We start from the raw sequence: 23,656 nt of genomic DNA, 5'->3' as shown, positions 1-23,656 counted from the left end.
TATCGTGCGTATTAGTTCGACTGTCCAAATTATAATCGGATAAGGGTTGTTTAAGGTTGTATTGTTGCCACTGTCTGGACAAATGTTGCCACAGAACACTACGTTTGTCGTGTCAGAATGGAGGAGTGCACCGGAGCCGAACACCATGTCGCGCGCTGGCCGCGGTGCGTTGCCTGCGATGGTTCAAAGGGGACCGACGTCGGAAACGGAGTGGCACAGGGAGGGCGGCACCTGCTGCCAGTCGCCGCCTAGACTGCTTCCACCCCCTCCTTCCCGGTGCGGACCTGGTAGGCACCCTCGACGGGAAGGACGAATATCTTGCCGTCACCCTTCTCACCAGTGTGTGCGGCCTCCGAGATGGCGTCGACGACGTCCTCAGCCGGGATGTCGGCCACGACGCACTCGACTTTGACCTTCTGGTGGAGGTCGACGACGTACTCCTCGCCACGCCACTGACTCTTCTTGGCGGGCTGGGAGCCACGACCGGAGACGTCCGTCACGGTCAGTGACGGCGCGCCCGTCTCGGCCAGCGCCCGCTTGACGTCGGTCAGGCGGTCGGGCCGGATGATAGCGACGACCATCTTGATGTCGGTGTCGACCGCATCAGTCATCGGTCTCACCTCCGGATTCCGCGACAGCGCCACCGTCCGTGCGGACACCGCCGTCCGTGGTCAGCGTGGCGCGGGCGGAGTCGGGACCGGTGTCGCCGACGAACTCGGGGTACGTCGAGATGCCGTGTTCGCCAGCGTCGAGGCCGGCGAGTTCCTCCTCTTCGGAGACGCGGAGTCCGAACACCGCGTCGAGCACCTTGAACGTGACCGCGGTCGCCGCGACCGTCCACAGCGCGATGATTGCGACGCCGAGGACCTGCATGACGAGCTGGGTCACGCCCATGAAGGCGTAGCCGTCACCCAGGATGGCCGCGCCCGAGCTGGACGCGCCGAACACCGGGATGAGGACCGTCCCCAGCGCGCCGGCCGCGCCGTGGACCGCGAAGACACCACAGACGTCGTCGATCTTCAGCGAGTCGACCGTCCAGCGGTACGCCGGCAGCACGATTGCGCCGCCGAGTGCACCGAGGATGAGGCCGCCCCACCAGGTGACGTGCGGGACCGCACCCGTGACCGCCACGAGACCGGCCAGCAGACCGTTCGCCATCCAGAGCGGGTCGGGCTTGCCCTGCCACTGCGTCGAGACGATCATCGCGGCCACCGCGCCGGCACCCATGCCGAGCGTGGTGACGAGCACGACGCGTCCCAGTGCAGCGCCCATGAAGGTCAGCGAGCCGTCGTCGGCAGCGGCGAGGACCGTCGCCTGCGTGCCGACGTTGAAGCCGTACCAGCCGAAGGCCAGGATGAGCGTGCCGAGCACGGCAAGGAGCATCGAGTGGCCCGGGATGGGCTGGCTGTTACCGTCCTCGTCGAAGCGACCCTTGCGCGGGCCGACCATCTTCGCGGCGACGAGACCCGCGATGCCGCCCACCATGTGGACGACGGTCGCACCGGCGAAGTCCATGTAGCCGACGCCGAGTGCGCTACCGAGGTAGCCCGAGCCGGCGAGGAGGCCGCCGGACCAGGTCAGGCCCTGGACGACCGGGTAGATGATGCCCGTGATGACTCCGGCGAAGACCACGTACGCACGGAAGTCCATGCGTTCCGCGACTGCCCCGGAGACGATGGTGGCCGCCGTCATGGCGAACACCGCGCCGAACACCCAGTCGATCCACCCGGTCGCGCCGGGTTCACCGATGTACGAGAACGCACCCATGATGTCGAGTGCGCTCGAGGAAGTCAGGCTGCCGACGATGCCGGCGACGCCCGCCCCCACGATGAAGTAGACCAGGACCCCCAGGCCCCAGTCGGTCATGTTCTTCATCAGGACGTTACCCACGTTCTTCGCGCGGACCTGCCCCGCCTCCAGCAGCGCGAAGCCCGGCTGCATGAAGAAGATGAGGAACGACACCACGAGAATCCACACGTAGTTGATGCTGTTCGCGATCGCCGCCGCATCCGCCTGTAGCGGCAACATCAGCAGTTCACCCCACCGAACCCGTTACCGATACCCGATACACCCATACAACCGTCCACGTTTTCAGCTATTTCGACCATGTTTGTGACTGTTTTCTCCGGTCGATGGCGTAGAGAGATTACTATTTAGTAGTTGGCGTTGACGAGTGTCCATAATTCTCGGGCCTAATGGTCGTATGTCCAAATTAAAATCGAATGAAGTCAATATAAGGTTGTTTAGTGTCCAGAAACAGGGCAGCTGTCCATCCTATTCCCGGACGACTGTCCACAATGTAGAACCCTGATGGTCCGTCCCATGCGAGATGGTCGCGCACGACCGGGTCGACGCCCTACTGCGATTATATAGGTGGCAAAGATTGCACGCGCCGTGGTGGCTGTCCCGCCGGGAGCGCCGCCGCAGGACTTACTCCGACGCCCACTCGTCGTAGGGAACCGATCCCTCGGAGACGATGCGGGCCGACGCGGGGAGCTTCCCGTCGGGGTTCGCCGAGGCGGTCGCCGGACCGCCCGGACTACCGACGACGATGCGGCCGACCATCTCCACACCCTTGTGTGGGATGCAGAAATAGTCGTGCGTCCCCTCGGCTTCCAGCGTGATCGTCCTGCTAGTCCCCGTCTCGCTCCAGGTGCCGGTGTCCCAGGCTTTTGCGTCCTGTGGGACGCGACGCTCCAGGACGGCCTCGTTGTCGGGGTGGTACGCGGTCGCCGAGTGAGCGCCGGAGACCAGCTCGAAGGCGACCGTATCGCCCGGCTCGACATGGAGCCCGATGGGGTCGAAGTAGAGGTCCGTGTAGAGCCCGACGGTATGGTCGACACTCGGCGTGGTCGTACCCGTCATCGTTCCCGTACCGGTGGCTGGGTCGGTCTCGGTGTCCGTCGACTCCGTCGCCGTCGTGCCGACCTCACCGCTGAGACACCCGGCAAGGAGTGTCCCGGTCGCTATTCCGGCTACACGGCGCAGCGCGGCCCGCCTCGACGGTGACTGTCTGTCCTCTCGCATCGTCAGTAGTTCTCCGCGCGCATCCGGAACCGGAACATGAACGGGTTCGTCGTCGCGTGTAGCCCCGCCCCGGTGTCGCGTGAGGAGTACAGTCGTACCAGCGGTTTCTCTCCCTCGACCGAGTTCCCGCGGAGGTAGTTCTCGGGGTCGAGGTACTCCTGGTGTTCCAGCATCTCCTTGACGACGCCCTGGAGCGTCTGGTCGTACTCGACGAGTTCGGGGTCGTACTGGAGCAGGTAGTTCCGGTCGCCCGGGCGCTCGAACACGAGCCGTTCCGGGCCATCCTGTCGCTCGACCCGGAACGCCGCCACGTCGCCCCGGTCGACGCGAGTCTCTTCGGTGACGGCTGACCACTCGCTCCCATCGCTGGTCGCCATCGTGGCGGCCTCGTACCCCGGTTCGATGCAGAGGTGGAACGTGTACTTCGGGTAGCCGTTGGTCGTCCGGAAGCCGGTCGTCGGGTGCCGGGACGTGACCGTCACCACGCCGTCGTCGTGGAAGTTCCAGTCGATGAGGTAGCGGTACGGACCCCAGTTCTGGCCGAAGCGCCACTCCCAGTGGTCGAGCGAGCCGGTGTGGTAGCTCCCGCGGATGCGGAACCCGCCGTCGAAGTCGTGTTTCTCGATGACGCCGGGGCCGGTGAACCCGAGGGTGTCCCAGAAGTGCCAGTTCGCCTGTCCCTCCGGGACGCCCGGGGCCTGTAGCCCGAACGGTTCGTAGTCCGAGAACATCCAGGGGACCTTGGTCTCGGACCCGAACACCGGCTTGCCGTTGTAGGAGGCCATCACGCGGTACGCGTCGTGGAGCGTGTTCTCCCACTCGACGGTCCAGCCGTCCTGTTCGATGGTCTGTGCCGGGCGGTTGATGGCCCAGTCCTCGTGCTCCATGTCGCCCGGCGGGTCGATCTCGGCCTCCGCGTACTCGCCGGGGTCGTTCCCCCTCGCATCTGCCACGAGTCTCGGCAGCGGGGTCGTCGTCTCGCGCGTCGGCCGCTGGACGCTGAGAACCTCGTTCGTCTCGCCGGTCGTCACCGCCGCGCTGATGGCCACCAGGTCGCCCTCGTCGTTGTTCCAGTTGAACAGGACCGGCGTGACGACCCCGATCGGGAACTCCTCGGAGTACGCCGTGATGATGGAGTAGTCCGAGGCGGCGACGAACCAGTCCTTGCCCTCCAGGGCCTGCTGTATCTGGTCGTTCTCCATCGCGGCCTCCACCGTGGCCATGTTCATGCTGTCGTAGTTCTGTTCGATGGTGTGTGGCTCACGGGTCCGGACGTCGACGGCGAGCAGGTCGTCCGTCTCGCGGTGGACGAGGCCCCGGACCTGCTTGATGTCGCGGTACTCGATGGTGTGCCCGGATTCGAGCGACCCCTGCACGTCCATCTCGTGCGGGGCGAGTATCTCCACGAAGTCGACGTCCTCGAAGATGCGGTGGTACGCCGTGGAGGAGACGGCGTCCTCGACCAGCGTCGCCACTTCGTCGACCGCGAACAGCTGCTTCAGTGCGGCCTCCTTCCGCGTCTGGACCAGTTCGTCTGGCGAGGCGGCGTCACGAACCGGGAGGTACGTGAGGTCCTCGACGATGCCCGCCCTGTCCTCGTCGGTCTGCGTCTGGGTCCCGGTGTCGGTGCCCGGCTCCTGCGTGTCTGTCTCCGTCCCGGGCTCCGTCTCCGTCTGCTGGCTGGTGTTGCATCCGGCCAGTGTGACGCCTGCACCGAGTGCCAGGGAGCGCAGAACCCACCGACGGTGTGTCTCTCGTGCCATGACACGCATATCTATCACGAATTTTTCTGATTGTTATGCGCAACGTACCGTGGACCGCCGTTCGAGAATGGTCCGATTAACCCGCAAGCAGGCGGCGACCTATAGGGTTTCCGCGATATCCTCGGCGAAGTACGTCAGGATGAGGTCCGCGCCGGCGCGCTTGATGGAGAGGAGCGACTCGTGGGCGACCGCGTCGAGGTCCAGCCAGCCCTTCTCGGCGGCGGCGTGGAGCATCGCGTACTCGCCCGAGACGTTGTAGGCCGCGACGGGATGGTCGAACTCGCGGCGCACGTCCGCCACGATGTCGAGGTACGGCAGGGCCGGCTTGACCATCAGGACGTCCGCGCCCTGTTCGACGTCGAGCTGGACCTCCCGCATCGCCTCGCGGCGGTTCGCGGGGTCCATCTGGTAGTGCCGGCGGTTGCCGAAGGCGGGCGCGCCGTCGGCGGCGTCGCGGAACGGGCCGTAGAAGGCGGACTCGAACTTCGCCGCGTAGCTCATGATGGGGACGTTCTCGTGGCCGTCCTCGTCGAGTGCCTCGCGGATGCTCGCGACCATCCCGTCCATCATGCCGGAGGGGGCCACCATGTCCGCTCCCGCGCGGGCGTGCGAGACCGCGATGTTCCCGAGCAGGGGGAGCGTCTCGTCGTTGTCGACGGTGAGGTCGGGCTCTGCCTGGGCGTGTTCTTCGAGGACGCCGCAGTGGCCGTGGTCGGTGTACTCGCAGAGGCAGACGTCGGTGATGACGTAGGCGTCGGTCTGCTCCGTGATTCGGCGAGTGGCCTCCTGGACGACCCCGCTGGCGGCCCAGGCACGCGAGCCGCGCTCGTCCTTCTCCTCGGGGATGCCGAACAGCATGACGGCCTCGACGCCCGTCTCCAGCACCTCTTCGACGCGGGCGACGGCCTCGTCGATGGGCACGCGCTCGTGGCCGGGCATCGACTGGATGGGTACCCTCGAATCGGTCGTCGCGTCGACGAAGACGGGCGCGATGAGGTCGCTCGCCGAGAGACTGGTCTCGCTGACGAGCCCGCGGACGCCGTCGCCGCGCAGGCGACGCGGTCTGTCGGACAGGTTCATACTGGGGGCTTCGACGGGTCGGCCCAAAGTCCCGTCGCTCGTCACCTCCGAACAGAACACCTATGCCCGACGAACCGGACCTGTGGAACGATGACGGTCGCCGCTACCTTGCCCCTCCCCCTCGTCGTGCTCGCGGCACTGCTCCCCCTCGGCGTCGCCTCCGTGTTCTCCGAGGACGTCCGCGACTCCACCCGTCGTCTCGCACTCGACTACGGCGTGTTCGTGCTTTTCGGCTTCTTCGCGGTCGTTGGCGTCTGGCTGTTCCTGAACCGCGACGCCGCCTTCTTCGAGGTGTTGCTCGAACGCTACTGGCTCGCCGCCCTGTTCGCCATCTTCATCCTCGAAGGGGCGATGTTGCTGTACTTCGCGCCCAGCGAGTCGCTCGTCCCGGTCGCCATCGGCCTCGCCATCGAGACCGACATCGCGCCGAACACCCTGCCCGTGTACGCGCTCATCATCGGGACCGCGGTCGCCGGCGCGACCATCGGCCAGTACGTGCTGTTCCTGCTGGCCAAGCGCTGGGGCCGCGAGCGCCTGCTCGAACGCCCCTGGTTCCGCATCAGCGACTCGCAACTGGAGCGGTTCGAGGACTGGTTCGGCAAGTGGGGCCTGCTCGCGGTGCCGGTGAGCAACACGCTCCTGTTCACCCGCGGGATGCTCACGGTGCCGGCGGGCCTCTCCGAGATGGACGACCACCAGTTCATCCTGCTCTCGGCGCTCGGGACGCTCTCGTTCGAGATCGTCCTCGCGCTGGTGACGATGGGCGTGCTCGAACTCGGCTTCCTGTAGCCCGCGCCACCGTGGCAGTGCCTCTCACTGCCCCAGAAAGTCTTTTGTGGTCGGTTTCGCACACGTAGCCATGCCTGGTTCCCCGTTCCTGCACGGCGAGACCGTGACACTCCGAACGGTCGAGGCGGACGACGCCGCGTTCCTCCGCGACCACACCAACGACCCGCGAATCCGTCGGCCGATGACGATGACCGGGCCGAACAACCTCGAACAGCAGCGCGAACACATCCCGGACGGTGACGACGACGGCCCCGGTTTCTCGCTACTCGTCTGCGTCGAGGGTGACCGGACCGGGTACAACGAGGAGTACGTCGAGGCCGAGGACGGCGAGACGCCCGTCGAGCCGGTCGGCGCGCTGTTCAGCTGGCCGCGCGACGAGACCGCGGGCGACTTCGAGATCGCCTACTGGCTGACGCCCCCAGCCCACGGCGAGGGCTACATGTCGGAAGCCGTCTCGCTCGTGCTCGACCACGCGTTCGGCCAGCTTCGCATCCACCGGGTGCGCGCCCGAACCCTCACCTGGAACGACGGCTCGCGCGCCCTGCTCGAGTCGCTCGGCTTCACCGAGGAGGGCGTCATGCGCGACGCGAAGTTCGTCGACGGTGAACACGTCGACACCCACCTCTACAGCATCCTCGAACACGAGTGGCCTGCTGGGGACGCAGCGGGCGCACAGGAGGACGCCTAGATGCCGGGTGCTCGCTACCTCGACGGGGACGACGTGACCCTTCGCACCGTCGAGGAAGAGGACCTCGCGTTCATCAACGAGACGATAAACATCCGCCAGGTTCGCCTGGGGATGACGATGGCCGGGCCCGCCCCCATGGCCACGACCGAGAGCCACTTCGAGGAGCACATCTCCGACGACGAGAGCGTGAACCTCCTCATCTGCGTGGAGGACGACGACCCCGCCGGGATGGTCATCCTGTTCGACATCGACGACCGCCGCGGGAACGCAGAGATCGGCATCTGGCTCCACCCCGACTACCACGGCAACGGCTACGGCACCGAGGCCGCCGCCCTGGTGGTCGACCACGCCTTCGGCCAGCGTCGGCTCCACCGCGTGCTCGCGCGCGTGCTGACGACGAACGACGCCTCCGCCCGTATCTGGGAGAAACTCGGGTTCACCCACGAGGGCACCCTGCGCGAGTCCGAGTTCCTCGATGGCGAGCACGTCGGGATGCGCTACTTCGGCCTGCTCGAAGACGAGTGGGACGGCTTCGATAGCTGGCGCGACCAGGATACCTGACTGTGTTCACGCTGCTGAGGGGTCGTTCTCCTTTCGGGCGAAGGGGATGAACTGATATATCGCCGAGAACCTACGTCTCGTACTCTCCTCGCCAGAGATAGCACGTGTCGCACAACGACTATATACTTTATCGGCGTATTGAGGTGTATGGTATTCGAGAAGCTCACATTGTTCGAGATCCGGATGGATGGCGCGAAGATCGGCGGCGGCGAGGGCGTCGAGATTCCGGTGGAAGTCGAGCGCGAAGCCGAGATGGAATCGGCCGAGATGACCGGCTCCTCGGGTGCAGGACGCGCGGTGAAGTTCCTCGCGCTCGTCGTGGGCCTCTCGGTGGCCGCCGCGGCAGCCCGCAAGTTCGCCGGCAGCGACGACGAGTCCGCCGAAATCGAACTGGAAGACGAAGCGGAAGAACTCACGGCCTGAGATGGCCACGCGGACGCGAGCCAGCGTTCGACCCGTCTCGATACTGACGGTCGGGCTGCTGGCTGGTGTCTTCGTCTTCGGGCTTCTCGTCGTGGTCGCCAGTGGGACGCGCACCACGATGTTGCTGGGACTCCCGGTCGCGACGGTTCTTGGTGTGGGAACCGCCGTCGCGACCGTGTTGTACCTGAAAGACCGGTTCCGGTGAGTTCGTTTCCTGGCTCGCCGGTGTCGGTGGTTCGGTTCGTTCGTTTTTCGATGTGGTGCCTGCATCCGCAGCGACGGTGAACGCCGGCTGCGGTTCGTACCAGCCGATTTATCACTCGACGATTTATCGTAGACATAATAGCGCCATGCAGGCCGAGAACGCGGACATCGCGACGAACTCGCTTCGCGGTATCGTGCTCACCCTCGTCGTCTACTCCTTCGCGACCACTGGTGCGGTCGTCTTCGGCTCGAACCTTCTCCTCGACATCGCCGTGGTGAACGTCGTCCACGGCGGGTTACTGGCGTTCTTCATCCACAAGCACGCGACCACGACCGACGGCGCGCCAGCCGGTTTCTACGTCGGGGCGGTGCTGCTGCCAGCCATCGCCGGTGCCGCGTACTACCTCCGCTATCGGTCGGCGTAGCACGACCAGCACAGAAAAAACCGAAAACAGCCCGCCTACAACCCGGCCGTCTCCTTCTCGCCGATAGCTTCGACCACCAGCTCGGCCACGTCGACGATTTCGATGTCCTCCTCGAAACCGCCGGTCTTGCGGCCGTCCTCGTACATCGTCATGCACATCGGGCAGGCGACGACGAACTTCTCGATTCCAGCACCGGCCTCGGTGTCTTCGAGCGCCTCACGCAGGCGCTCCTCGCTGGGCTTGGTCTCCTCCTCGAGTTCCATCCAGAGGCCACCGCCACCGCCGCCACAGCAGAAGGAGTTGGCGCGGTTGCGCGGCATCTCGTGGAGGTCACAGCCCGTCGCCTTCACGAGTTCGCGCGGGGCCTCGTACTCGTCGTTGTAGCGGCCGAGGTGGCACGGGTCGTGGTAGGTGACGGTGTAGTCGAGTTCCGTACCTGAAAGGCCGAGCTGGGGCACGAGTTCCTCGACGGCCTGGGTCCAGTGGAGCACGTCGATGTCGCCGTCCTCGTTCCAGAAGCCCTCGATCTCGAAGGGCATCATCGGGTCGTCGGCGAACTCCTCGAAGTCGACCTCCGGGTACTCGTTCTTGAACGTGTTGTACGAGTGCGGGTCGGTACAGATGATCTTCTCGAAGTCGCAGTCCTCGAAGGACTCGACGTGGTGGCCGGCGAGTTCGATGTAGAGGAACTCCTCGCCGACGCGGCGGATGTCGTTGCCGTCGTACTTCTCGTCGTCGAACAGGATACCGAAGCTCACGTCGGCGGCGTCGAGGATGGTCGCGAGCGACCGCGCGACCTTCTTGTTGCGCTCGTCGAAGCTCGGGTAGTCACCGACGTACCAGAGGTACTCGACCTCCTCCTCGCGGGCGTCGGGCACGTCCACGTCGACCTTCTCGGTCCAGTCACCGCGCTTGCGGTTGGGGTCGCCGAAGGTGTTGCCCTTCTGCATGACGTTCTGGAACACGTCCTGGAGCGGGCCCTGGATCTCGCCCATGTCGGTGAGCTGGCGGTTCATCCGGGTGAAGCTCTTCAGGTGCTCGATTTCGACCGGGCAGGCGTCCATGCAGGCCATACAGGACATGCAGGACTCCATCGTCTCGGCCTGGATGACCGAGGACCCGCCGTCGGCGACGATGGTCTTCTCTTCGCCGCCCGAATCGAGATTCTCACGGTACTGCTTCAGGTCGAGAATCACGTCGCGGGGGTCGAGGTTCCGACCGGAGGCCTTCGCCGGGCAGACCGAGGAACAGCGACCACACTTCGTACAGGCGTCCTGGTCGAGGATCTCCTTCCAGGAGAAGTGGTCGATGCTGTCGGCACCGGTCTCGGCGTCCAGGGCAGCGGGAACGGAGGGCAGGCGCTTGCCGGCCTTCTCGTCGCGGGCGACCACGTTCGCGAAGCTCGATATCATGTGGAACGGCTTCGCGTACGGGATGAGCGCGATGAAGCCGAACGCGAGCAGCGCGTGGCTCCACCACATCGCGGGGTAGATGTCCGCGGCGAGGTCGGGCGAGATGCCGATTGCCTGGAACACTCGGGCGGTGAACCAGCCGACGAAGCTCACGATTTCGAAGCTCGGGAAGGACTCACTGCCGCCGCCGCGGCCGAGGATGCGCAGCCCCTCGACCATGTAGCCGCCCACGCCGAGCAGGAACAGCGTCCAGATGAACAGGTCGTCCTCCGCCGAGGTGTGCTTGCCCCACAGGCGCTCGTTCCGGACCCAGTAGCGGCGGTAGATGGCCATGCCGATGCCCACGACGAACAGCAGGCCCATGGCGTCCATCACCAGCGAGTACGAGAGGTAGAACGCGCCGGAGAGGAACGGCTCGTTGCCGAGCGCCTTCTGCCAGAGGTCGATGTCGATGCCGATGATGGTCGTCCCGATGAGCAGGGTGAGAAAGCCCCACATGATGAACGTGTGCATCAACCCGCCGTACAGGTCGCGGTTGAACTGCTTCTCGTTCGTGGCGACGATCTTCGCCGCCTCGGCGATGCGCTTGCCGAGCTGGTCCGTGCGGTCGAACCAGTCCTCGGAACCCTTCGTATACCGGGCGAAACGCTGGTAGACACCCCAGCCGAACGCCAGCACAGCCGCGAACGCGAAGAAGTAGAAGACGACCTCCTCGACGTGGCTGATCTGCCAGAACGTCTCCCGCGTCTGGCCCGATGCGAGCGGAACTGTCATAGTCTATCACCCGGTCGTACGGGGCTTAAATCTTGTCACCGACCGTTCGAACCAACCCGCTCCCGTCTTGCGGGAATCGCGAACGAGTTTCGAATTTATCCGTCGGGCGGCCCACCAGTTGGAATCGCTTGCCGGGGCGGGGGTCGGCCGGTTCGAGTCGGCTTTTTGAGACGAGCGTGTCGGTTCGGGCGCGTGCCGCGGCCCGTCACCGCAGTCTTTTATACTGAAACTCGCCTACTTTCTGCTCCACGATGGACGAGAAGACCGAGGAACTCCGAGACATCTTCATGGACGTGGCCGACGGGGAGACGGTCACCGAGACACAGGAGGCCTCGCGAGGGTCGCTCGCCGACCGCGGCGACGTGTCGGAACGGCTCGAAGCGGTCGTCGGGCAGCTGCGCGAGCGCTACGAGTTCCGGACCGACCTCGACGACGGCGAGCTGTGCACGCTCGTCCGCCGGTTCCACGAGGGCGCGAACGACACCGAACTCGCCGACGAACTCGACGTGTCCAGGCACACCGCGTTCCGGGCGCGGATGGACCTCCACCTCCTCCGAGAGGGAGACCTCGACGCGTCCTTCGACCTGACGACGCTCCGCGAGCGCCTCGAAAGCGGGGAACCGCTGGCCGAGGTAGCCGAGGACGTCGGCGTGAGCGAATCGACCCTCCGGCGGTACCGCGACGCCGTCGCGGCCAGAGACCAGTCCCGGGCCGCCAACGACCGGTACCGCGACGAGTTCGCTTCCATCCTCAGTGACGCGGACATCAGCGGCCACCTCACCGAACAGGTGAGGGAGACGGGGTTGAAGGACGCCACGGAGGACGCGGAACCCGAGTCCAACGTCTCGTTTTAAATACGAAGCCGCGGCCAGAGGTGGCGTGTTCGCCTTCAGCGACCTCCGCCTCGCGACCTACTGCCCGCGCAAGCTCTACTACACCAGACAGGGCGACAGAGAGCCACCCGACGAGGTGGCCGAGGTTCGGGCCCTCGCGTTCCGGTACCCCGAGCTGCTGGAAGCCACCGACGACGAACTCCGGAGCCTTCGTATCGACCTGCCGCCCGCCGAGTATCGCCAGAACCTCCGCCGGACCCGCGACCGACTCGACCGGTTCGACGATCTCTGTGACCCGGCCGGGCGCGACGCGTTGCTGACCGGGAAGGAGGTTCGAGGCATCGCACAGAAGGTCCTCACGGGACCACCCGAACCCGCACTCGTCTCGCCCGGAACGCCACCGAAGAACGGCGTCTGGGAGCCACACGCGGTATGGGCGGTCGCGGCCGCGAAGGCACTCGCGTGGGAGAAAGAGGAACCGGTCGCGAGGGCGTTCGTCGAGTACCCGAAAGTGGGCGTCGTCAGAGCGGTCCGCATGACCGGCGGTCGGAAGGCCGCGTTCCAGCGAGCGAAGCGAACCCTCGAGGCCATCGACGGGCCGCCGCCGCGACTCCGCGACAGCCCGAAGTGCGAGTCCTGCGAGTACGCCAGCGAGTGCGGCGTGAAGACGCGGAGTCTGCGGTCGCTGCTGGGGCTGTGAGGCACCGCATCGACGTCGCCGGGGGTGCCCGGACCGTGACGGGTGCTTACTCCTCGACCGGCACGTACACGTCGAGCGTCGCCGCGGGGTTGGCGGGGTCGAACTCCGGCCCGTAGTGCTCGAACACGGGGCGGTCGCTGCGCTCGAACTCGCTGGTGGGGAACCACTCGTCGTAGATGTAGTCCATCACGTCACCGACCTCGTCGATTCGGGTGGTGAACACTGCGAACGTCCCACCGGGCACGTCGACCCGTTCGACGTCTCCAGGGACGGTCGCGCTGGCCGACGGTTCGACGCCAGCGATGTAGGTGAAGGAGTCGGTGTCGACGTCGAAGTCGAACAGGACGCCGAAGGCTTCCTGTGTGTCTGTGAGATCGGTGTACGTGTCGTGTCGGGCGTCGAAGTCGACCCAGTGCGCACCGAGGTCGGTCTCCGAGGTCGCACGCGTCGAGAGGCCGACGACGGTGAAGCTGTCGTGGTGCTCGATTCGTGGACCGTCGATGTCGTCCATACGAGGACCCAGGAACCCGGTTGCCTTGGGCGTTGCTTGATGCGGCCGACGGGGTCAGGCGTCCTCGGCCAGCCAGGTCTCGATGCGCTGGCCGAGTGCGCCGGGACGGTGAATCTCGCCCGTCGAGACGTTCACGACGGTGCTCTCGGTGCCTGCGGTCACGCCGCCGTCGAGGGTGACCGCGACCTGTTCGAGGAACACGGCGTCGAGGTCGGCCGGGTCGGTGACGCTGGGCGTGCCACTCACGTTCGCGCTGGTCGCCGTCACCGGGGTCTCGGCGGCGCGGTAGAGCGCCAGCGCCAGCTCGTGGTCGGGAACCCGGATGCCCACTCGGTCGCGCCCGGCGGTCAACACGTCGGGGACGTGCCCACGACGTTCGCACAGTACCGTCACCGGCCCCGGCAGGAACTCGCGCATGAACCGTTCCTCTCGGTCGCTCGCGTGGACGTGCTCCAGCGCCGCGTCGACGCTCGGGACGCCAAGCGAGACCGGCTTGTCGCGGCTGCGTCCCTTCGCCTCGAACACGCGTTCTACAGCGTCGGCGTCGAGCGCGTCCGCGCCGAGGCCGTACACCGTCTCGGTCGGGTAGACCACCAGCTCGCCGTCGCGGATGGCCTGCCCGGCCCGGTCGATGTCGTTCTCCGTCATGGGAACGCGTTCGCGGCAGGGCGAAAAAACGGTGACGTTGCACGACGGCGGCCGGAGCCAGTCAGTAGCCTTCGAGCGCCGCCTCGACCGCGTCGTAGTCGGGGAAGTCGGGCCACTGCTGGGCGACCCAGGCGTACTCGACGGTCCGGTCAGCGTCGACGAGGAAGACCGCGGGTCGGGGCTCGGAGATGCCGGCCATCCCGTCGAGCGGGTTCTCGATACCGTACGCTTTCCCGACGCCGTTGCCCGGGTCGGAGAACAGGTCGTAGTCCATGCCGCGCTCCTCGATGAGTTGCTTGTGCGCGTACGGGTCCGAGATGGAGACGCCGACGACCTGCGCGTCGAAGCGCTCGCCCCACTCGCGGTCGCGGATCTCGTTCCAGATGTACGTCGCGGGGAACGCGCCGTCCATCGTGTAGAAGACGAGCAGGACCGGGCCCTCCTCGGTGAGGTCCGAGAGGGAGGCGTCCGCCCAGTACTCCTCGTTCACCAGCGGGCGGGTGAAATCGGGCGCTTCGTCGCCCTCGGCCACGTGGTCCGCCTCGGGCAGGTCGACCACGTCGAAGTCGAGCTCCATCAGTTCGCACCCCCGTCGCCGTAGGTGCCGTGAAGGTACTCCACGATGTTCGCGCTCTCGGACATGGTGACGCCGGTGTTCTCGTCGACGATGGCGGGCACCGTGCGCTTACCCGAGATTCGCTTGACGACGTTGCGGTCCGAGTGCATCGGTTCGACGAACCGGGACTCGTAGTCGAGGCCGTACTCGTCCAGCACACGGACGACTCGTTCACAGAACGGGCACGCCTGCAGCCGGTAGAGGGTGATGCCCGGGTCGCGCTCTGACATACAGCCTACTTCGCCGGCGAGGTCGGAAAAGGTGTTGTTCCCGGCAGGCCGCGAGCGTGTCAATCGACTCCCAGACTGGTCAACGAAAGAGAAAAGAGTTAATCCCGGCGGCCACCAAGGGTCACTGTTGAATGGGTTCATCGTCTAGTATTGCGGCTGTGGTCCTCCAGAGCGACGTCAACGTCTACGGGATACTCATCCCGAAAGACGTGCTAGCACTGGCTGGCTCGTTCGTCATCGTCATCCTCATCGGACTCTCGGCGTTCTTTTCGTCGTCCGAGATCGCGATGTTCTCGCTCGCGAAGCACCGCGTCGAGGCACTCGTCGAGGATGGGACACCTGGAGCCGACACGGTCGCCGAACTGAAGAACGACCCGCACCGGCTGCTCGTGACCATCCTCGTCGGGAACAACCTCGTGAACATCGCGATGTCGTCCATCGCGACCGGGTTGTTCGGCCTGTACCTCGGACAGGGCGAGGCCGTCATCGCTGCGACCTTCGGTATCACCGCCCTCGTCCTGCTGTTCGGGGAGTCCGCCCCGAAGAGCTACGCGGTCGAGAACACCGAGTCGTGGTCGCTTCGCATCGCGAAGCCCCTGAAGGTGTCCGAGTACGTCCTGATGCCGCTCATCGTGCTGTTCGACTACCTGACCCGTATCGTGAACAGCGTCACGGGCGGGCGGTCGGCCATCGAGACCTCGTACGTCACGCGCGACGAGATTCAGGACATGATCGAGACCGGCGAACGCGAGGGCGTCATCGAGGAAGAAGAACACGAGATGCTCCAGCGCATCTTCCGGTTCAACAACACCATCGCGAAGGAGGTGATGACCCCCCGTCTCGACATGGAGGCCGTCCCCAAGGACGCCCCCATCGAGGAGGCTATCGAGCAGTGTATCCGGTCGGGTCACGCCCGCATCCCGGTGTACGAGGGGAGCCTGGACAACGTCATCGGCGTCGTCCACATCCGTGACCTCGTCCGGGACCTGAACTACGGCGAGAGCGAACCCGAGGACATCACGCTCAGTGACCTCATCCACCCGACGCTGCACGTCCCCGAGTCGAAGAACGCCGACGAACTGATGGCCGAGATGCGCGAGAACCGCATGCACATGGTCATCGTCATCGACGAGTTCGGCACCACCGAGGGGCTGGTGACGATGGAGGACATGATCGAGGAGATCGTCGGCGAGATCCTCGAGGGTGAGGAGGAAGAGCCCATCGAGGCCCTCGACGAGGACACCTACATCGTCAAGGGCGAGGTGAACATCGAGGTCGTCAACGAGGCGATGGAGATCGAACTCCCCGAGGGTGAGGAGTTCGAGACCATCGCGGGCTTCATCTTCAACCGGGCCGGTCGGCTCGTCGAGGAAGGTGAAGAGATAGAGTACGGCGACATCCGCATCACCGTCGAGGCGGTCGAGAACACCCGCATCATGAAGGCACGCCTCACGCGTGTCGAAACCGAACCTGTCGAGGACGGCGAGTCACAGGAGGCCGAGGCGAGCGAAGTCACGTCGAGCGAATAGCGGTCCCGGTCCGGTTCACGAGTTTTCACCACGTCGCTGATTGCGACGCTCCGTGCATGATACAACTATTTCCCACCGAGACTGGTGGAATCGCGTGTCCTCGCTACAATCGTTCTATCGTCGCCGAGACGGAGCGGGACCGTCGAGAACGGCGGTGTCTCACTCCGTCAGCATGGTCGTCCCGAGGTAGGACCCCATCGCCCGACGGAGCCGCTCCGAGACGGCCTGGCTCGACACACCCAGCTCGTCCGCGAGTTCCGAGAGCGACGTGTCGCGGGGGATGTTGAAGTAGCCGCGTTCGTAGGCGAGCCAGAGGGTCTGGCGCTGGCACTGGGTCAGGGAATCGGTGCCACCGTCGCCGGTGACGGTCCCGTTGCCCTTCCAGGTGACCTCGAACTGGACGGCTGCCACCTCGAGCGAATCGACGAACTGCTGCAGTTCGTCCTGGTCCCGGAAGCGCAGCGTCAGGCGGATCGTCGCGTCGATGACCTCGGCGCGGGTGGCCATCGCACCGGTGTGGTCGATAGCGTCGGCGACGGGGCCCAGGTCGCTCGCGAGTTCGAGCTCGTACAGCGACCGTTCGTCTCCCTCGTCGAGGCGGACTGCGTGCGTGACCGCCGGGTGTGACAGCAATACGTCTGCGGCCGCGTCGTGGGACGGGCCGGAGACCCAGAGCGTGGTCTTTCCGCCACTTCTGAACGGGACCATGCGTTCGAACGTCCCCGTCTGACTCGGTTCGAGAAGCGTCTCTTTGCCCGGAAAGACCGCCGAGACGTCGACCCCGAGTGCGAGTGAGACCGTCATCTCTCCGTTCCCATTCTTGTTTTCGCTTGCCAGCAGCAGGGGCTAACGTCAGTGAGCATCGTCTGAAACTATTGCAGCTATAAGGGAATAAACGACCGCCATGGATAGTCAACTGTGGGTCACGCCCGTCGCTGTTGGCGTCGGTCGCCCGGCTCACTAATCCGGTTTCGTTATCTCCGTGATCTGGAGCTCGTAGTCCGGCATATACGGCCCGTTTCGACAGTCGACCGACCCCTTGATGTCGACGTCGTTCTCGTAGGCCGCGCGAAGGAGTCGCCGAAGCTGGTCCTGAAACTCGCTGGTCGTCTGTGGCGCGTCTCGCTTTGGATTCTTCATTGTATGCCCCGTTGCCCCCGCTGCGATGTGTCACCAGTCTACCTTCCGATTGAAAAAACTGTGTGGAACTGACCGAGTGACAGTTTCCACAGCTGGCCGTGCGTCTCGCCGAACGAGCAGGACGAGCGCAGTGGGTCCGTCGATGCGACGCAGTCGTGTCGGCAGTTGCGTCCCCAACGCGATAGCGCTACAGCACCGCGTCGACCGCGAGGAACCCGAGGTAGCTCACGACGAACGCGAGCACCAGCGAGCCGATCCACGCCAGCACGGTGTAGACCATCTTCTTGCGACTGACACCCGACCCACCGGCGGCGTAGCCGGACCCGACGATGGCGCTGACGATTATCTCGTTGAACGAGATGGGGACGCCGAGGAAGATGGCGGTCTGGGCGATGGCGAAACTCGGGATGAGCGCGGCGATGGACCGGCGCGGCCCGAGCGAGGAGTAGTCCTGCGAGAGCGCCTTTATCATCCGCGGGGCACCCGTCCACGACCCGGCGAGCAGGCCGAGGCCGCCACCGAGCAGGAGGGCGACGGTCGGAATCGAGAACTCGGAGAGCAGTGGCGCGAGTGGGCCGACCGCCAGGCCGACCTGGCTGCCACCGGCCGAGAACGCGACGAGTGCGCCGAGCACCAGCAGGAAGTGGCGCTGGCCCGCCGTCTCGTCGTTCGCCATGTCCTGTGCGAGCGCGAGCGCGGCTATGCCGCCGAGGGCGAGCGAGACGATGGCCATGTCGGCCAGCGTCGAGCCCGGCATCGACTGGGCCGCGGTGCGTGCGATGGACTGGCTCTCCCCGGCTGGCCCGAGCAGCACGAACTTCACGTTCGCGATGATGACCCCGACGATGCCGGCGAGCAGGGGCACCACGAGCCGTTCGCTGACGCCCTCGGCCCGGAGCAACCGGGCGACGACGTAGGCCACCCCGCCACCGACGAACGGAACCGCGACCCACATCGTCACGATGACGCGGTACTTGTCGATGGCCGGCTGTCCACCCAGTGCCAGCCCGACGCCGACGACCGCACCCGTGACGGTGAAGGCGGTCGCGATGGGGTAGCCGGTGAAGATACCGGCCGCGACCAGCAGGCCCGCGATGAGCAGGCCGACGGTGGCCGCGAGCGCGGTCAGGCCGCCGCCTGCCGGGAAGAGGACGAGTTCCTTCCCGACCGCGTCCGTGACGCCCTGGCCCTGCAACACCGCGCCGGCGAAGCCGAGGATACCGACGAAGAAGCCCGCACGCATCACCGAGATGGCGTTCGCGCCGACCGCGGGAGCGAACGGTGTGGACCCGGACGACCCGGCACCGATGGACCACGCCATGAACAGACTGGCCAGTCCCGCCACGAGGAACGTCGCGATCGTCGCGGCGCCTACCATTGTCGGCCACGTCGGTGGGCGGCTATAAGTCGGTGTCGTCTCGACTCCCAACCTATACGAGTCTCAGTCGAGTACGGCCCGCCATGGCTGTCACGTCCTCGCTCACCACCTACCTCCGCCGTGGCTGGTTCCGGGCATCTGACGACCGGCTCCTGTTCGCGTTCCCGCTGCTGGCGTCGCTCCTCTACGTGGACCGGCTTCGGCGTATCCTCGTGGGGGCCGACGTCGCCTCGATAAAGTTCGGCTTCCCGACGGGGCTCGGGACCCTCGACGCGTTCGTGAACGTCCCGGTCCCGGCGGGCGTCACCGTCTCGCCCCTGTTCGTCCTGGCACCGGTCGCGCTGGGTGCCGACGCCGCCCTGACCGCGGGCTATCTCTCGAGACTCCGCGCCACGATGCACAGCCGCGAGGTCGACCCCGTCGAGGCGGCCCGCGACCGGTTCGTCCCCATGTTCGGGCTCGTCGCGCTCGACTTCGCCATCGTCCTCCTGCTCGTTCTCGGTGGAGCTGCCGGGTCGGGACTGTTGATTCTGGCCATCCCGCTCCTGCTCGTCCTCGCCTACCTGTTCTATGCGGCACCCTACCTCGTCGTGGTCGAAGACCGCGGTGCGGTCGACGCGCTCCGGCGCAGTTACGGGCTCGCCCGGCAAGGCGGGGAGTACCTCTCGTTCGCGTTCCAGTACCTGCTGTTCACCGCGGCCGTCTCGTTCCCGCTCTCGGTGGTCGTGTACAACACCGGCATCGTCGGTATCGTCGTCGGCCTGCTCGCGACGACGCCACTCGCGGTCGCGGCCGACGCGGCGACCATGCTGTTCGTCGAGGACCTGGTCGGTGCAGGTGGGGACGCCCGGACCCAGTCCGACTGGGTCGAGTTCTGAGAATCAGTTGGTCGAGTGCTTCGACCGGTCTTCGGACTTCGGCGGCTCCACACCCTCGGCGGCCTCTATCTGGGTGGTCTCCTTCTCGACGTCGACGTGCCAGCGGTCGACGGTGTCCTCGTACTCGTAGAGGCGGTCGGCGACCTCGGGCTTGAGGGCGTCGTCGTTGACGTTCACCTCGAAGATGAACAGCTCCTCGCGCCCGCCGGTCTGCTGGAGGTTCGCGGAGACGAGTTCGTTGTCGAAGTAGTACGGCGCGAGCTGCGTCATCACGCGCTGGTACACCGTGCTCTCGACCTTCCGGAGCGCCTTCCGGCCGGCGGAGTCGGCCGCCCGCGCGACGTACTCGATGGACTCGTTCCACTTGTTCACCGCGTCGTCGGTGTCGCCCTCCTCTAACTTCTCGTAGGACTCGCTCAGCTTCTCGCCCGCGGTCTGGACGTCCTCGTTCGGCTTCTTCCCGGCCTTCTCGCCCTGGCCTTCGCCGACACTCGCCTGCTCGGCGGTCTTCTCCGGGACGTCCTGTTCGATGGTGTCGGTCGCCTTCGGCCGCCACTCGTTCCATGCGTCGAACGCTTTCTCGTACTCCCCGGTGTTCGCGTCGAGGTCCCTGAGTGCGCGTGTGACACGTTCGCCGTGTTCGACGACGTCGTGCCACTCGCCGCGCACCTTGAACCCGGAGATGCTCTCTTCCATCGGTCGTTGGCCCCTAAGCCACCACGCGCCATAAACCTTCCAGCGCGCGTGTGAACGTGACACTCACCACGTGTCTACGACCTGCTCGCGAGCAATGGTGTCGGCCTCCGCTGGAGACGAGCCAGCGGCTCGCCGTGTTCGTGACAGGCTGAAGCGCCGTGAGCGGCCGTCAGCGCCCGTAGGTGAGGTCGTGCACCCACTCGTTGAGCCGGCGCTTCAGGTTCCCGAGCGCGACGACGTGCCGGGACGCCGAGCGGAGTTCGTCGTCGCTGAGTTCGATGCGGTCGCCGTCGAACGGGTTGGTGCCGTGGTCGCCCCCTGTGGTCGCCATCGCCGAGCTCATGGCACAGCGTCCACAGGCCTCTGCCTCGTCGTTCGTGCCCATAGAGAGTATGCTAGCGGTACAGGGTGACAAAAGTTGTGGTCTATGGGAACATGTGGCAGTGGATATTTATCGGATACTCTCATTCCGACGGGTATGGGCTACCACGTCATCGACGTCGATGACCTCGACGTCACACCGGACCGACCATCGGTACAGCGCAGCCTGAGCGACGCCGCCGGGCTCTCGAAGGTCGCCGTGAACGTGTACGAGGCGGACCCGGGCGAACAGCTTCCACTGGCGTACCACTACCACGACGAGCAGGAAGAGGTGTTCTACGTGCTCTCGGGGACGCTACACGTAGAGACGCCGGACGGGGACCTGACCGCTGGCCCCGACGAGGCTGTCGTGATCACCCCCGACAGCCCACAGCGCGCGTACAACCCGGCGGCGGCCTCGGACATGGTTCGCGTCCTCGCCATCGGTGCACCGGCCGTCGACGACGACGCGCACGCCTACGACCCTGACCATGAGTGACGACGCACACGAACAGCTGCCGGAGGACGTGCCCGACTGGGACGACGACGAGTACGTCGACCGCGTCTCCGACCGGCTCATGTACAACTACGACCTCGAGAAGGACTACACGGTCGAGGGCGAGGAGTTCACCCTCTACGGCGAGATGCTCATCAAGAACCAGAAGCAGTTCTTCATCGCCGCCTTGCGGTACGGCTACCACGAGGCCGTCGAGCACCTGTTCGTCCGGCGGGCCGAGTCGGTGACGACGGCCGACCTCGAGGCCCTTGTCGACCTCGGGCACGACCTCGCCGACGACTGGATCACCCTCGACGAGGACCACTTCGAGACCGAGTTCACGTTCGTCGTCGTCGTCCCCGAGATTCCGGACGAGGTCGCCGACTTCGTCGACGGGTTCCACGACCGAACCCTGCTGAAGTACGGCTACTACGGTCACTACGAGGTCAACCTCGTGGTCGTCGCTCCCGAAGCAGAGGAACTCGTCGCCAGCGAAAATGCGGAGGTCGAACGCGCGTTTCGGTTGTGGGAGTCCGCCACCCCAGAGACAACCGGACTGGTCACCAAGCTGCGTGGGCTGCTGGGTTAGTCGTCCGATTCCACCTCCCCGCCGTCGGCGGCGACGGCACCCGAACCCCTGGCGTGCTGGATGTTCTCGTACCCCATCTTCAACACCGACAGGGCCAGGTATATCAGCGTCAGTGCGATGACTATCTGGACCGCGGCCGCGAGCTGTGGCACCAGTCCTGGCGCGCCCTCACCGGGCCAGTTGCCCTGGATGAACTTGACGTAGAGGTTCTGGTAGAACGCCAGGTACAGCAGTGCGGTCGTCGTGACGGTGAACATGATGGCCATCGGGACGCCCGTGCTGAGCAGCTGCTTGCTCTCGTCCCAGTTGGCCAGCCACACCGTCGCGATGAGCAGTGCCAGTGCGGCGAGCGTCTGGTTCGCGCCGCCGAACAGCGGCCAGAGGTCGGCCCACCGGCCACTGGCGACGAGCACGTACGCCGGGATGACCTGGATGCCTGCGGTCGCGTAGCGGTTCGACAGCGAGCGCTGCAGGTCGGTCTCGGGCGTGCCGATGATCTCCTCCATCATGTAGCGACCGAGCCGGACGGCCGTGTCCGTACTCGTGAGGAGGAAGCTCACCAGCACCAGTCCCATGAACGAGGCGGCCAGCGTCTGGTTGATGCCGAACGCCGCGTTCAGGATGATGCCGCCACCGGTCGCGAAGTTCGGGAGTGCGAGCCCGATACCGCTCCCGGCCGGAATGTTCGCGTACACTGCGACGGTGATGAGTGCGACGGACGCGAGGAGGCCCTCACCGAGCATGCCCCCGTAACCGATCATCCGCGCGTCGGACTCCTTGTTGAGTTGCTTCGCGGTCGTCCCCGAGGAGACCAGCGAGTGGAAGCCGCTGATGGTCCCACACGCGATTGTCACGAACAGTAGTGGGAACAGTGGTGCCGCCGCGAGTTCGGGGTCCCCCATGAACCCTTTGAACGCGGGGAGACTGATTGCGAGGGTCTCGCCGGCACCCGTGAAGGTCCCGACGATGACCGCCAGCAGCGTGCCGCCGACGCCGACGTACAGCAGGTTCGACGTGAGGAAGTCCCGTGGCTGTAGCAGGACCCACACCGGCAGCACGCTGGCGACGAACCCGTAGATGATGACCACGGGGATCCACATCGCGATGTTCGTACTCCCGAGCACCGCCGGAAGCGGTGACGAGGAGAACAGTACGATGGTTCCCTCTGGGTACGGCGCGAAGCCGCCCGCGCCGGGCGTGAGCGCGATGGGGAACTGCGCCCCCACGAACACGCCGGCGAAGACCGCGGCGACGAACGCCACGGCTCCCGGCAGGAACGGCAGGTTGAGCTGGTATAGGTAGACCCCGAACACCAGCGCGAGCAGGATGTAAACCATGCTCGCCGTCGCCGACTGCGGATAGGCGGTGAACACCAGTGCGACCACCAGTGCGAACACCGCGATGACCAGGATGATCGTGAGGAACGCGAACCATAGGATCATGTCCTTGCCGCGTTCGCCCACGTATTCACCCATGATGTAGCCGATCGACTTCCCGTCGTGTCGCACGCTCGTGCTCAGCGACATGAAGTCGTGAACCGCACCGAACAGTGGGTTCCCGATGGCGATCCAGAGGAACGCCGGCACCCATCCCCACCACACCGCGGCTGTGATGGGACCCACGATGGGTGCCCCGCCTGCGATACTCGAATAGTGATGCCCCAGGAGCACCGGCTTCTTCGCCGGGACGTACTCCTGACCGTCTTCGTACTTGTGTGCTGGTGTCTCGCGTTCGTCGTCCAGGCCGACGAACCGTGCCAGGTACCTGCTGTACCCGATGTAACCGACGCTGAACGTGAGCAGTACGAACACCACCAACCAAATTGCCTGTACCATGCTATCGTGCCTCAGGGCATATAATGGAAAACTGTGATTTAAAATTTGTTATAGCATCCGAACAGGAGCAA

Annotated in this window: 28 protein-coding genes; 12 read left to right on the top strand and 16 right to left on the bottom strand. The window is 65.6% G+C overall.

All coding sequences use genetic code 11. The features are described 5' to 3' along the window. Nucleotides 1-248: 248 nt before the first annotated feature. From N6C22_RS01815 to hemB, 5 genes are all read right to left on the bottom strand, one after another. Complete coding sequence (locus N6C22_RS01815) at nt 249-611, bottom strand: P-II family nitrogen regulator (RefSeq protein ID WP_261648965.1); 363 nt, start codon at nt 609-611, stop codon at nt 249-251. Continuing rightward, nucleotides 604-2,028 carry an ammonium transporter gene (locus tag N6C22_RS01810; RefSeq protein ID WP_261648963.1) on the bottom strand — a complete coding sequence of 475 codons (1,425 nt, stop codon included), beginning with the start codon at nt 2,026-2,028 and terminating at the stop codon, nt 604-606. Before N6C22_RS01810 ends, N6C22_RS01815 begins: the two co-directional genes overlap by 8 nt. A gap of 402 nt (nt 2,029-2,430) precedes the next feature. Then, complete coding sequence (locus N6C22_RS01805) at nt 2,431-3,027, bottom strand: plastocyanin/azurin family copper-binding protein (RefSeq protein ID WP_261648961.1); 597 nt, start codon at nt 3,025-3,027, stop codon at nt 2,431-2,433. Nucleotides 3,028-3,029: 2 nt separating this feature from the next. Then, nucleotides 3,030-4,790, bottom strand: coding sequence for a hypothetical protein (locus tag N6C22_RS01800; RefSeq protein WP_261648960.1), 1,761 nt, complete (start codon nt 4,788-4,790; stop codon nt 3,030-3,032). A 99-nt stretch (nt 4,791-4,889) separates the two neighbouring features. Beyond that, a complete protein-coding gene (gene hemB, locus N6C22_RS01795) occupies nt 4,890-5,870 on the bottom strand; it encodes a porphobilinogen synthase (RefSeq protein ID WP_261648959.1) in 981 nt (326 codons plus the stop codon). A 90-nt stretch (nt 5,871-5,960) separates the two neighbouring features. Here hemB and N6C22_RS01790 point away from each other — a divergent pair, with 90 nt between their 5' ends. The 6 genes from N6C22_RS01790 (at nt 5,961) to N6C22_RS01765 (ending at nt 8,960) form a co-directional block, all read left to right on the top strand. Then, nucleotides 5,961-6,659, top strand: coding sequence for a DedA family protein (locus N6C22_RS01790; protein WP_261648958.1), 699 nt, complete (start codon nt 5,961-5,963; stop codon nt 6,657-6,659). Nucleotides 6,660-6,729: 70 nt separating this feature from the next. After that, on the top strand, nt 6,730-7,347 hold the full coding sequence (locus tag N6C22_RS01785; RefSeq protein ID WP_261648957.1) for a GNAT family N-acetyltransferase: 618 nt from the start codon (nt 6,730-6,732) through the stop codon (nt 7,345-7,347). Further along, nucleotides 7,348-7,908, top strand: a complete 561-nt coding sequence (locus N6C22_RS01780) for a GNAT family N-acetyltransferase (RefSeq protein ID WP_261648955.1) — start codon at nt 7,348-7,350, stop codon at nt 7,906-7,908. It begins immediately after the preceding gene. A gap of 147 nt (nt 7,909-8,055) precedes the next feature. Continuing rightward, the gene (locus tag N6C22_RS01775) at nt 8,056-8,331 is read left to right on the top strand and encodes a hypothetical protein (RefSeq protein WP_261648953.1); all 276 of its coding nucleotides are present in this window, start codon (nt 8,056-8,058) and stop codon (nt 8,329-8,331) included. A 1-nt stretch (nt 8,332) separates the two neighbouring features. After that, nucleotides 8,333-8,536, top strand: coding sequence for a hypothetical protein (locus tag N6C22_RS01770; RefSeq protein ID WP_261648951.1), 204 nt, complete (start codon nt 8,333-8,335; stop codon nt 8,534-8,536). Between the two features lie 145 nt (nt 8,537-8,681). Then, nucleotides 8,682-8,960 carry a hypothetical protein gene (locus N6C22_RS01765; protein ID WP_261648950.1) on the top strand — a complete coding sequence of 93 codons (279 nt, stop codon included), beginning with the start codon at nt 8,682-8,684 and terminating at the stop codon, nt 8,958-8,960. 35 nt (nt 8,961-8,995) lie between these two features. Here N6C22_RS01765 and N6C22_RS01760 read toward each other — a convergent pair whose 3' ends face one another. Beyond that, nucleotides 8,996-11,146, bottom strand: coding sequence for a (Fe-S)-binding protein (locus N6C22_RS01760; RefSeq protein WP_261648949.1), 2,151 nt, complete (start codon nt 11,144-11,146; stop codon nt 8,996-8,998). Nucleotides 11,147-11,397: 251 nt separating this feature from the next. Between N6C22_RS01760 and N6C22_RS01755 the strand changes: the two genes are divergently transcribed. Next, on the top strand, nt 11,398-12,000 hold the full coding sequence (locus tag N6C22_RS01755; RefSeq protein ID WP_261648948.1) for a transposase: 603 nt from the start codon (nt 11,398-11,400) through the stop codon (nt 11,998-12,000). A gap of 25 nt (nt 12,001-12,025) precedes the next feature. Next, entirely contained in the window at nt 12,026-12,679 is a 654-nt protein-coding gene (locus tag N6C22_RS01750) for a hypothetical protein (RefSeq protein WP_261648947.1), read from the top strand. A gap of 46 nt (nt 12,680-12,725) precedes the next feature. Here the strand turns inward: N6C22_RS01750 and N6C22_RS01745 are convergent, their stop codons facing one another. The 4 genes from N6C22_RS01745 to N6C22_RS01730 form a co-directional block, all read right to left on the bottom strand. Then, nucleotides 12,726-13,190, bottom strand: a complete 465-nt coding sequence (locus tag N6C22_RS01745; RefSeq protein WP_261648946.1) for a GyrI-like domain-containing protein — start codon at nt 13,188-13,190, stop codon at nt 12,726-12,728. Nucleotides 13,191-13,244: 54 nt separating this feature from the next. Then, nucleotides 13,245-13,838, bottom strand: coding sequence for an L-threonylcarbamoyladenylate synthase (locus N6C22_RS01740; protein WP_261648944.1), 594 nt, complete (start codon nt 13,836-13,838; stop codon nt 13,245-13,247). Nucleotides 13,839-13,899: 61 nt separating this feature from the next. Continuing rightward, entirely contained in the window at nt 13,900-14,415 is a 516-nt protein-coding gene (locus tag N6C22_RS01735; protein WP_261648942.1) for a redoxin domain-containing protein, read from the bottom strand. Continuing rightward, nucleotides 14,415-14,684 carry a glutathione S-transferase N-terminal domain-containing protein gene (locus N6C22_RS01730; RefSeq protein WP_261648941.1) on the bottom strand — a complete coding sequence of 90 codons (270 nt, stop codon included), beginning with the start codon at nt 14,682-14,684 and terminating at the stop codon, nt 14,415-14,417. The genes N6C22_RS01735 and N6C22_RS01730 overlap by 1 nt, the downstream gene beginning before the upstream one ends. Before the next feature lie 131 nt (nt 14,685-14,815). Between N6C22_RS01730 and N6C22_RS01725 the strand changes: the two genes are divergently transcribed. Beyond that, nucleotides 14,816-16,213: a hemolysin family protein gene (locus N6C22_RS01725; protein WP_261648940.1), complete on the top strand. Its 1,398-nt coding sequence runs from the start codon at nt 14,816-14,818 to the stop codon at nt 16,211-16,213. A 159-nt stretch (nt 16,214-16,372) separates the two neighbouring features. Here N6C22_RS01725 and N6C22_RS01720 read toward each other — a convergent pair whose 3' ends face one another. The 3 genes from N6C22_RS01720 to N6C22_RS01710 form a co-directional block, all read right to left on the bottom strand. Beyond that, on the bottom strand, nt 16,373-17,017 hold the full coding sequence (locus N6C22_RS01720; protein ID WP_261648939.1) for a helix-turn-helix domain-containing protein: 645 nt from the start codon (nt 17,015-17,017) through the stop codon (nt 16,373-16,375). 156 nt (nt 17,018-17,173) lie between these two features. Continuing rightward, on the bottom strand, nt 17,174-17,353 hold the full coding sequence (locus tag N6C22_RS01715; RefSeq protein ID WP_261648938.1) for a hypothetical protein: 180 nt from the start codon (nt 17,351-17,353) through the stop codon (nt 17,174-17,176). Nucleotides 17,354-17,540: 187 nt separating this feature from the next. Then, entirely contained in the window at nt 17,541-18,731 is a 1,191-nt protein-coding gene (locus N6C22_RS01710; protein WP_261648937.1) for an inorganic phosphate transporter, read from the bottom strand. An 83-nt stretch (nt 18,732-18,814) separates the two neighbouring features. Between N6C22_RS01710 and N6C22_RS01705 the strand changes: the two genes are divergently transcribed. Continuing rightward, the gene (locus N6C22_RS01705) at nt 18,815-19,609 is read left to right on the top strand and encodes a hypothetical protein (protein ID WP_261648936.1); all 795 of its coding nucleotides are present in this window, start codon (nt 18,815-18,817) and stop codon (nt 19,607-19,609) included. Nucleotides 19,610-19,612: 3 nt separating this feature from the next. Here N6C22_RS01705 and N6C22_RS01700 read toward each other — a convergent pair whose 3' ends face one another. Both N6C22_RS01700 and N6C22_RS01695 read right to left on the bottom strand, forming a co-directional pair. After that, nucleotides 19,613-20,305 (bottom strand): DUF5828 family protein, encoded by a 693-nt coding sequence (locus N6C22_RS01700; protein ID WP_261648935.1) that lies wholly within the window; start codon nt 20,303-20,305, stop codon nt 19,613-19,615. 169 nt (nt 20,306-20,474) lie between these two features. Then, nucleotides 20,475-20,690 carry a hypothetical protein gene (locus N6C22_RS01695; RefSeq protein WP_261648933.1) on the bottom strand — a complete coding sequence of 72 codons (216 nt, stop codon included), beginning with the start codon at nt 20,688-20,690 and terminating at the stop codon, nt 20,475-20,477. A gap of 93 nt (nt 20,691-20,783) precedes the next feature. Between N6C22_RS01695 and N6C22_RS01690 the strand changes: the two genes are divergently transcribed. Together N6C22_RS01690 and N6C22_RS01685 are read left to right on the top strand one after the other, a co-directional pair. Next, nucleotides 20,784-21,164 carry a cupin domain-containing protein gene (locus N6C22_RS01690; RefSeq protein WP_261648931.1) on the top strand — a complete coding sequence of 127 codons (381 nt, stop codon included), beginning with the start codon at nt 20,784-20,786 and terminating at the stop codon, nt 21,162-21,164. Beyond that, complete coding sequence (locus N6C22_RS01685; protein WP_261648929.1) at nt 21,157-21,750, top strand: hypothetical protein; 594 nt, start codon at nt 21,157-21,159, stop codon at nt 21,748-21,750. The genes N6C22_RS01690 and N6C22_RS01685 overlap by 8 nt, the downstream gene beginning before the upstream one ends. Here the strand turns inward: N6C22_RS01685 and N6C22_RS01680 are convergent. Further along, nucleotides 21,747-23,585 (bottom strand): carbon starvation protein A, encoded by a 1,839-nt coding sequence (locus N6C22_RS01680; protein WP_261648928.1) that lies wholly within the window; start codon nt 23,583-23,585, stop codon nt 21,747-21,749. The genes N6C22_RS01685 and N6C22_RS01680 overlap by 4 nt on opposite strands. Nucleotides 23,586-23,656 lie beyond the last annotated feature (71 nt).

Source organism: Haloarchaeobius sp. HME9146 (assembly GCF_025399835.1).
Taxonomy (GTDB): Archaea; Halobacteriota; Halobacteria; order Halobacteriales; family Natrialbaceae; genus Haloarchaeobius.
The sequence above is the reverse complement of the archived record's forward strand: the minus strand, read 5'-3'. Positions and strand labels throughout refer to the sequence as shown.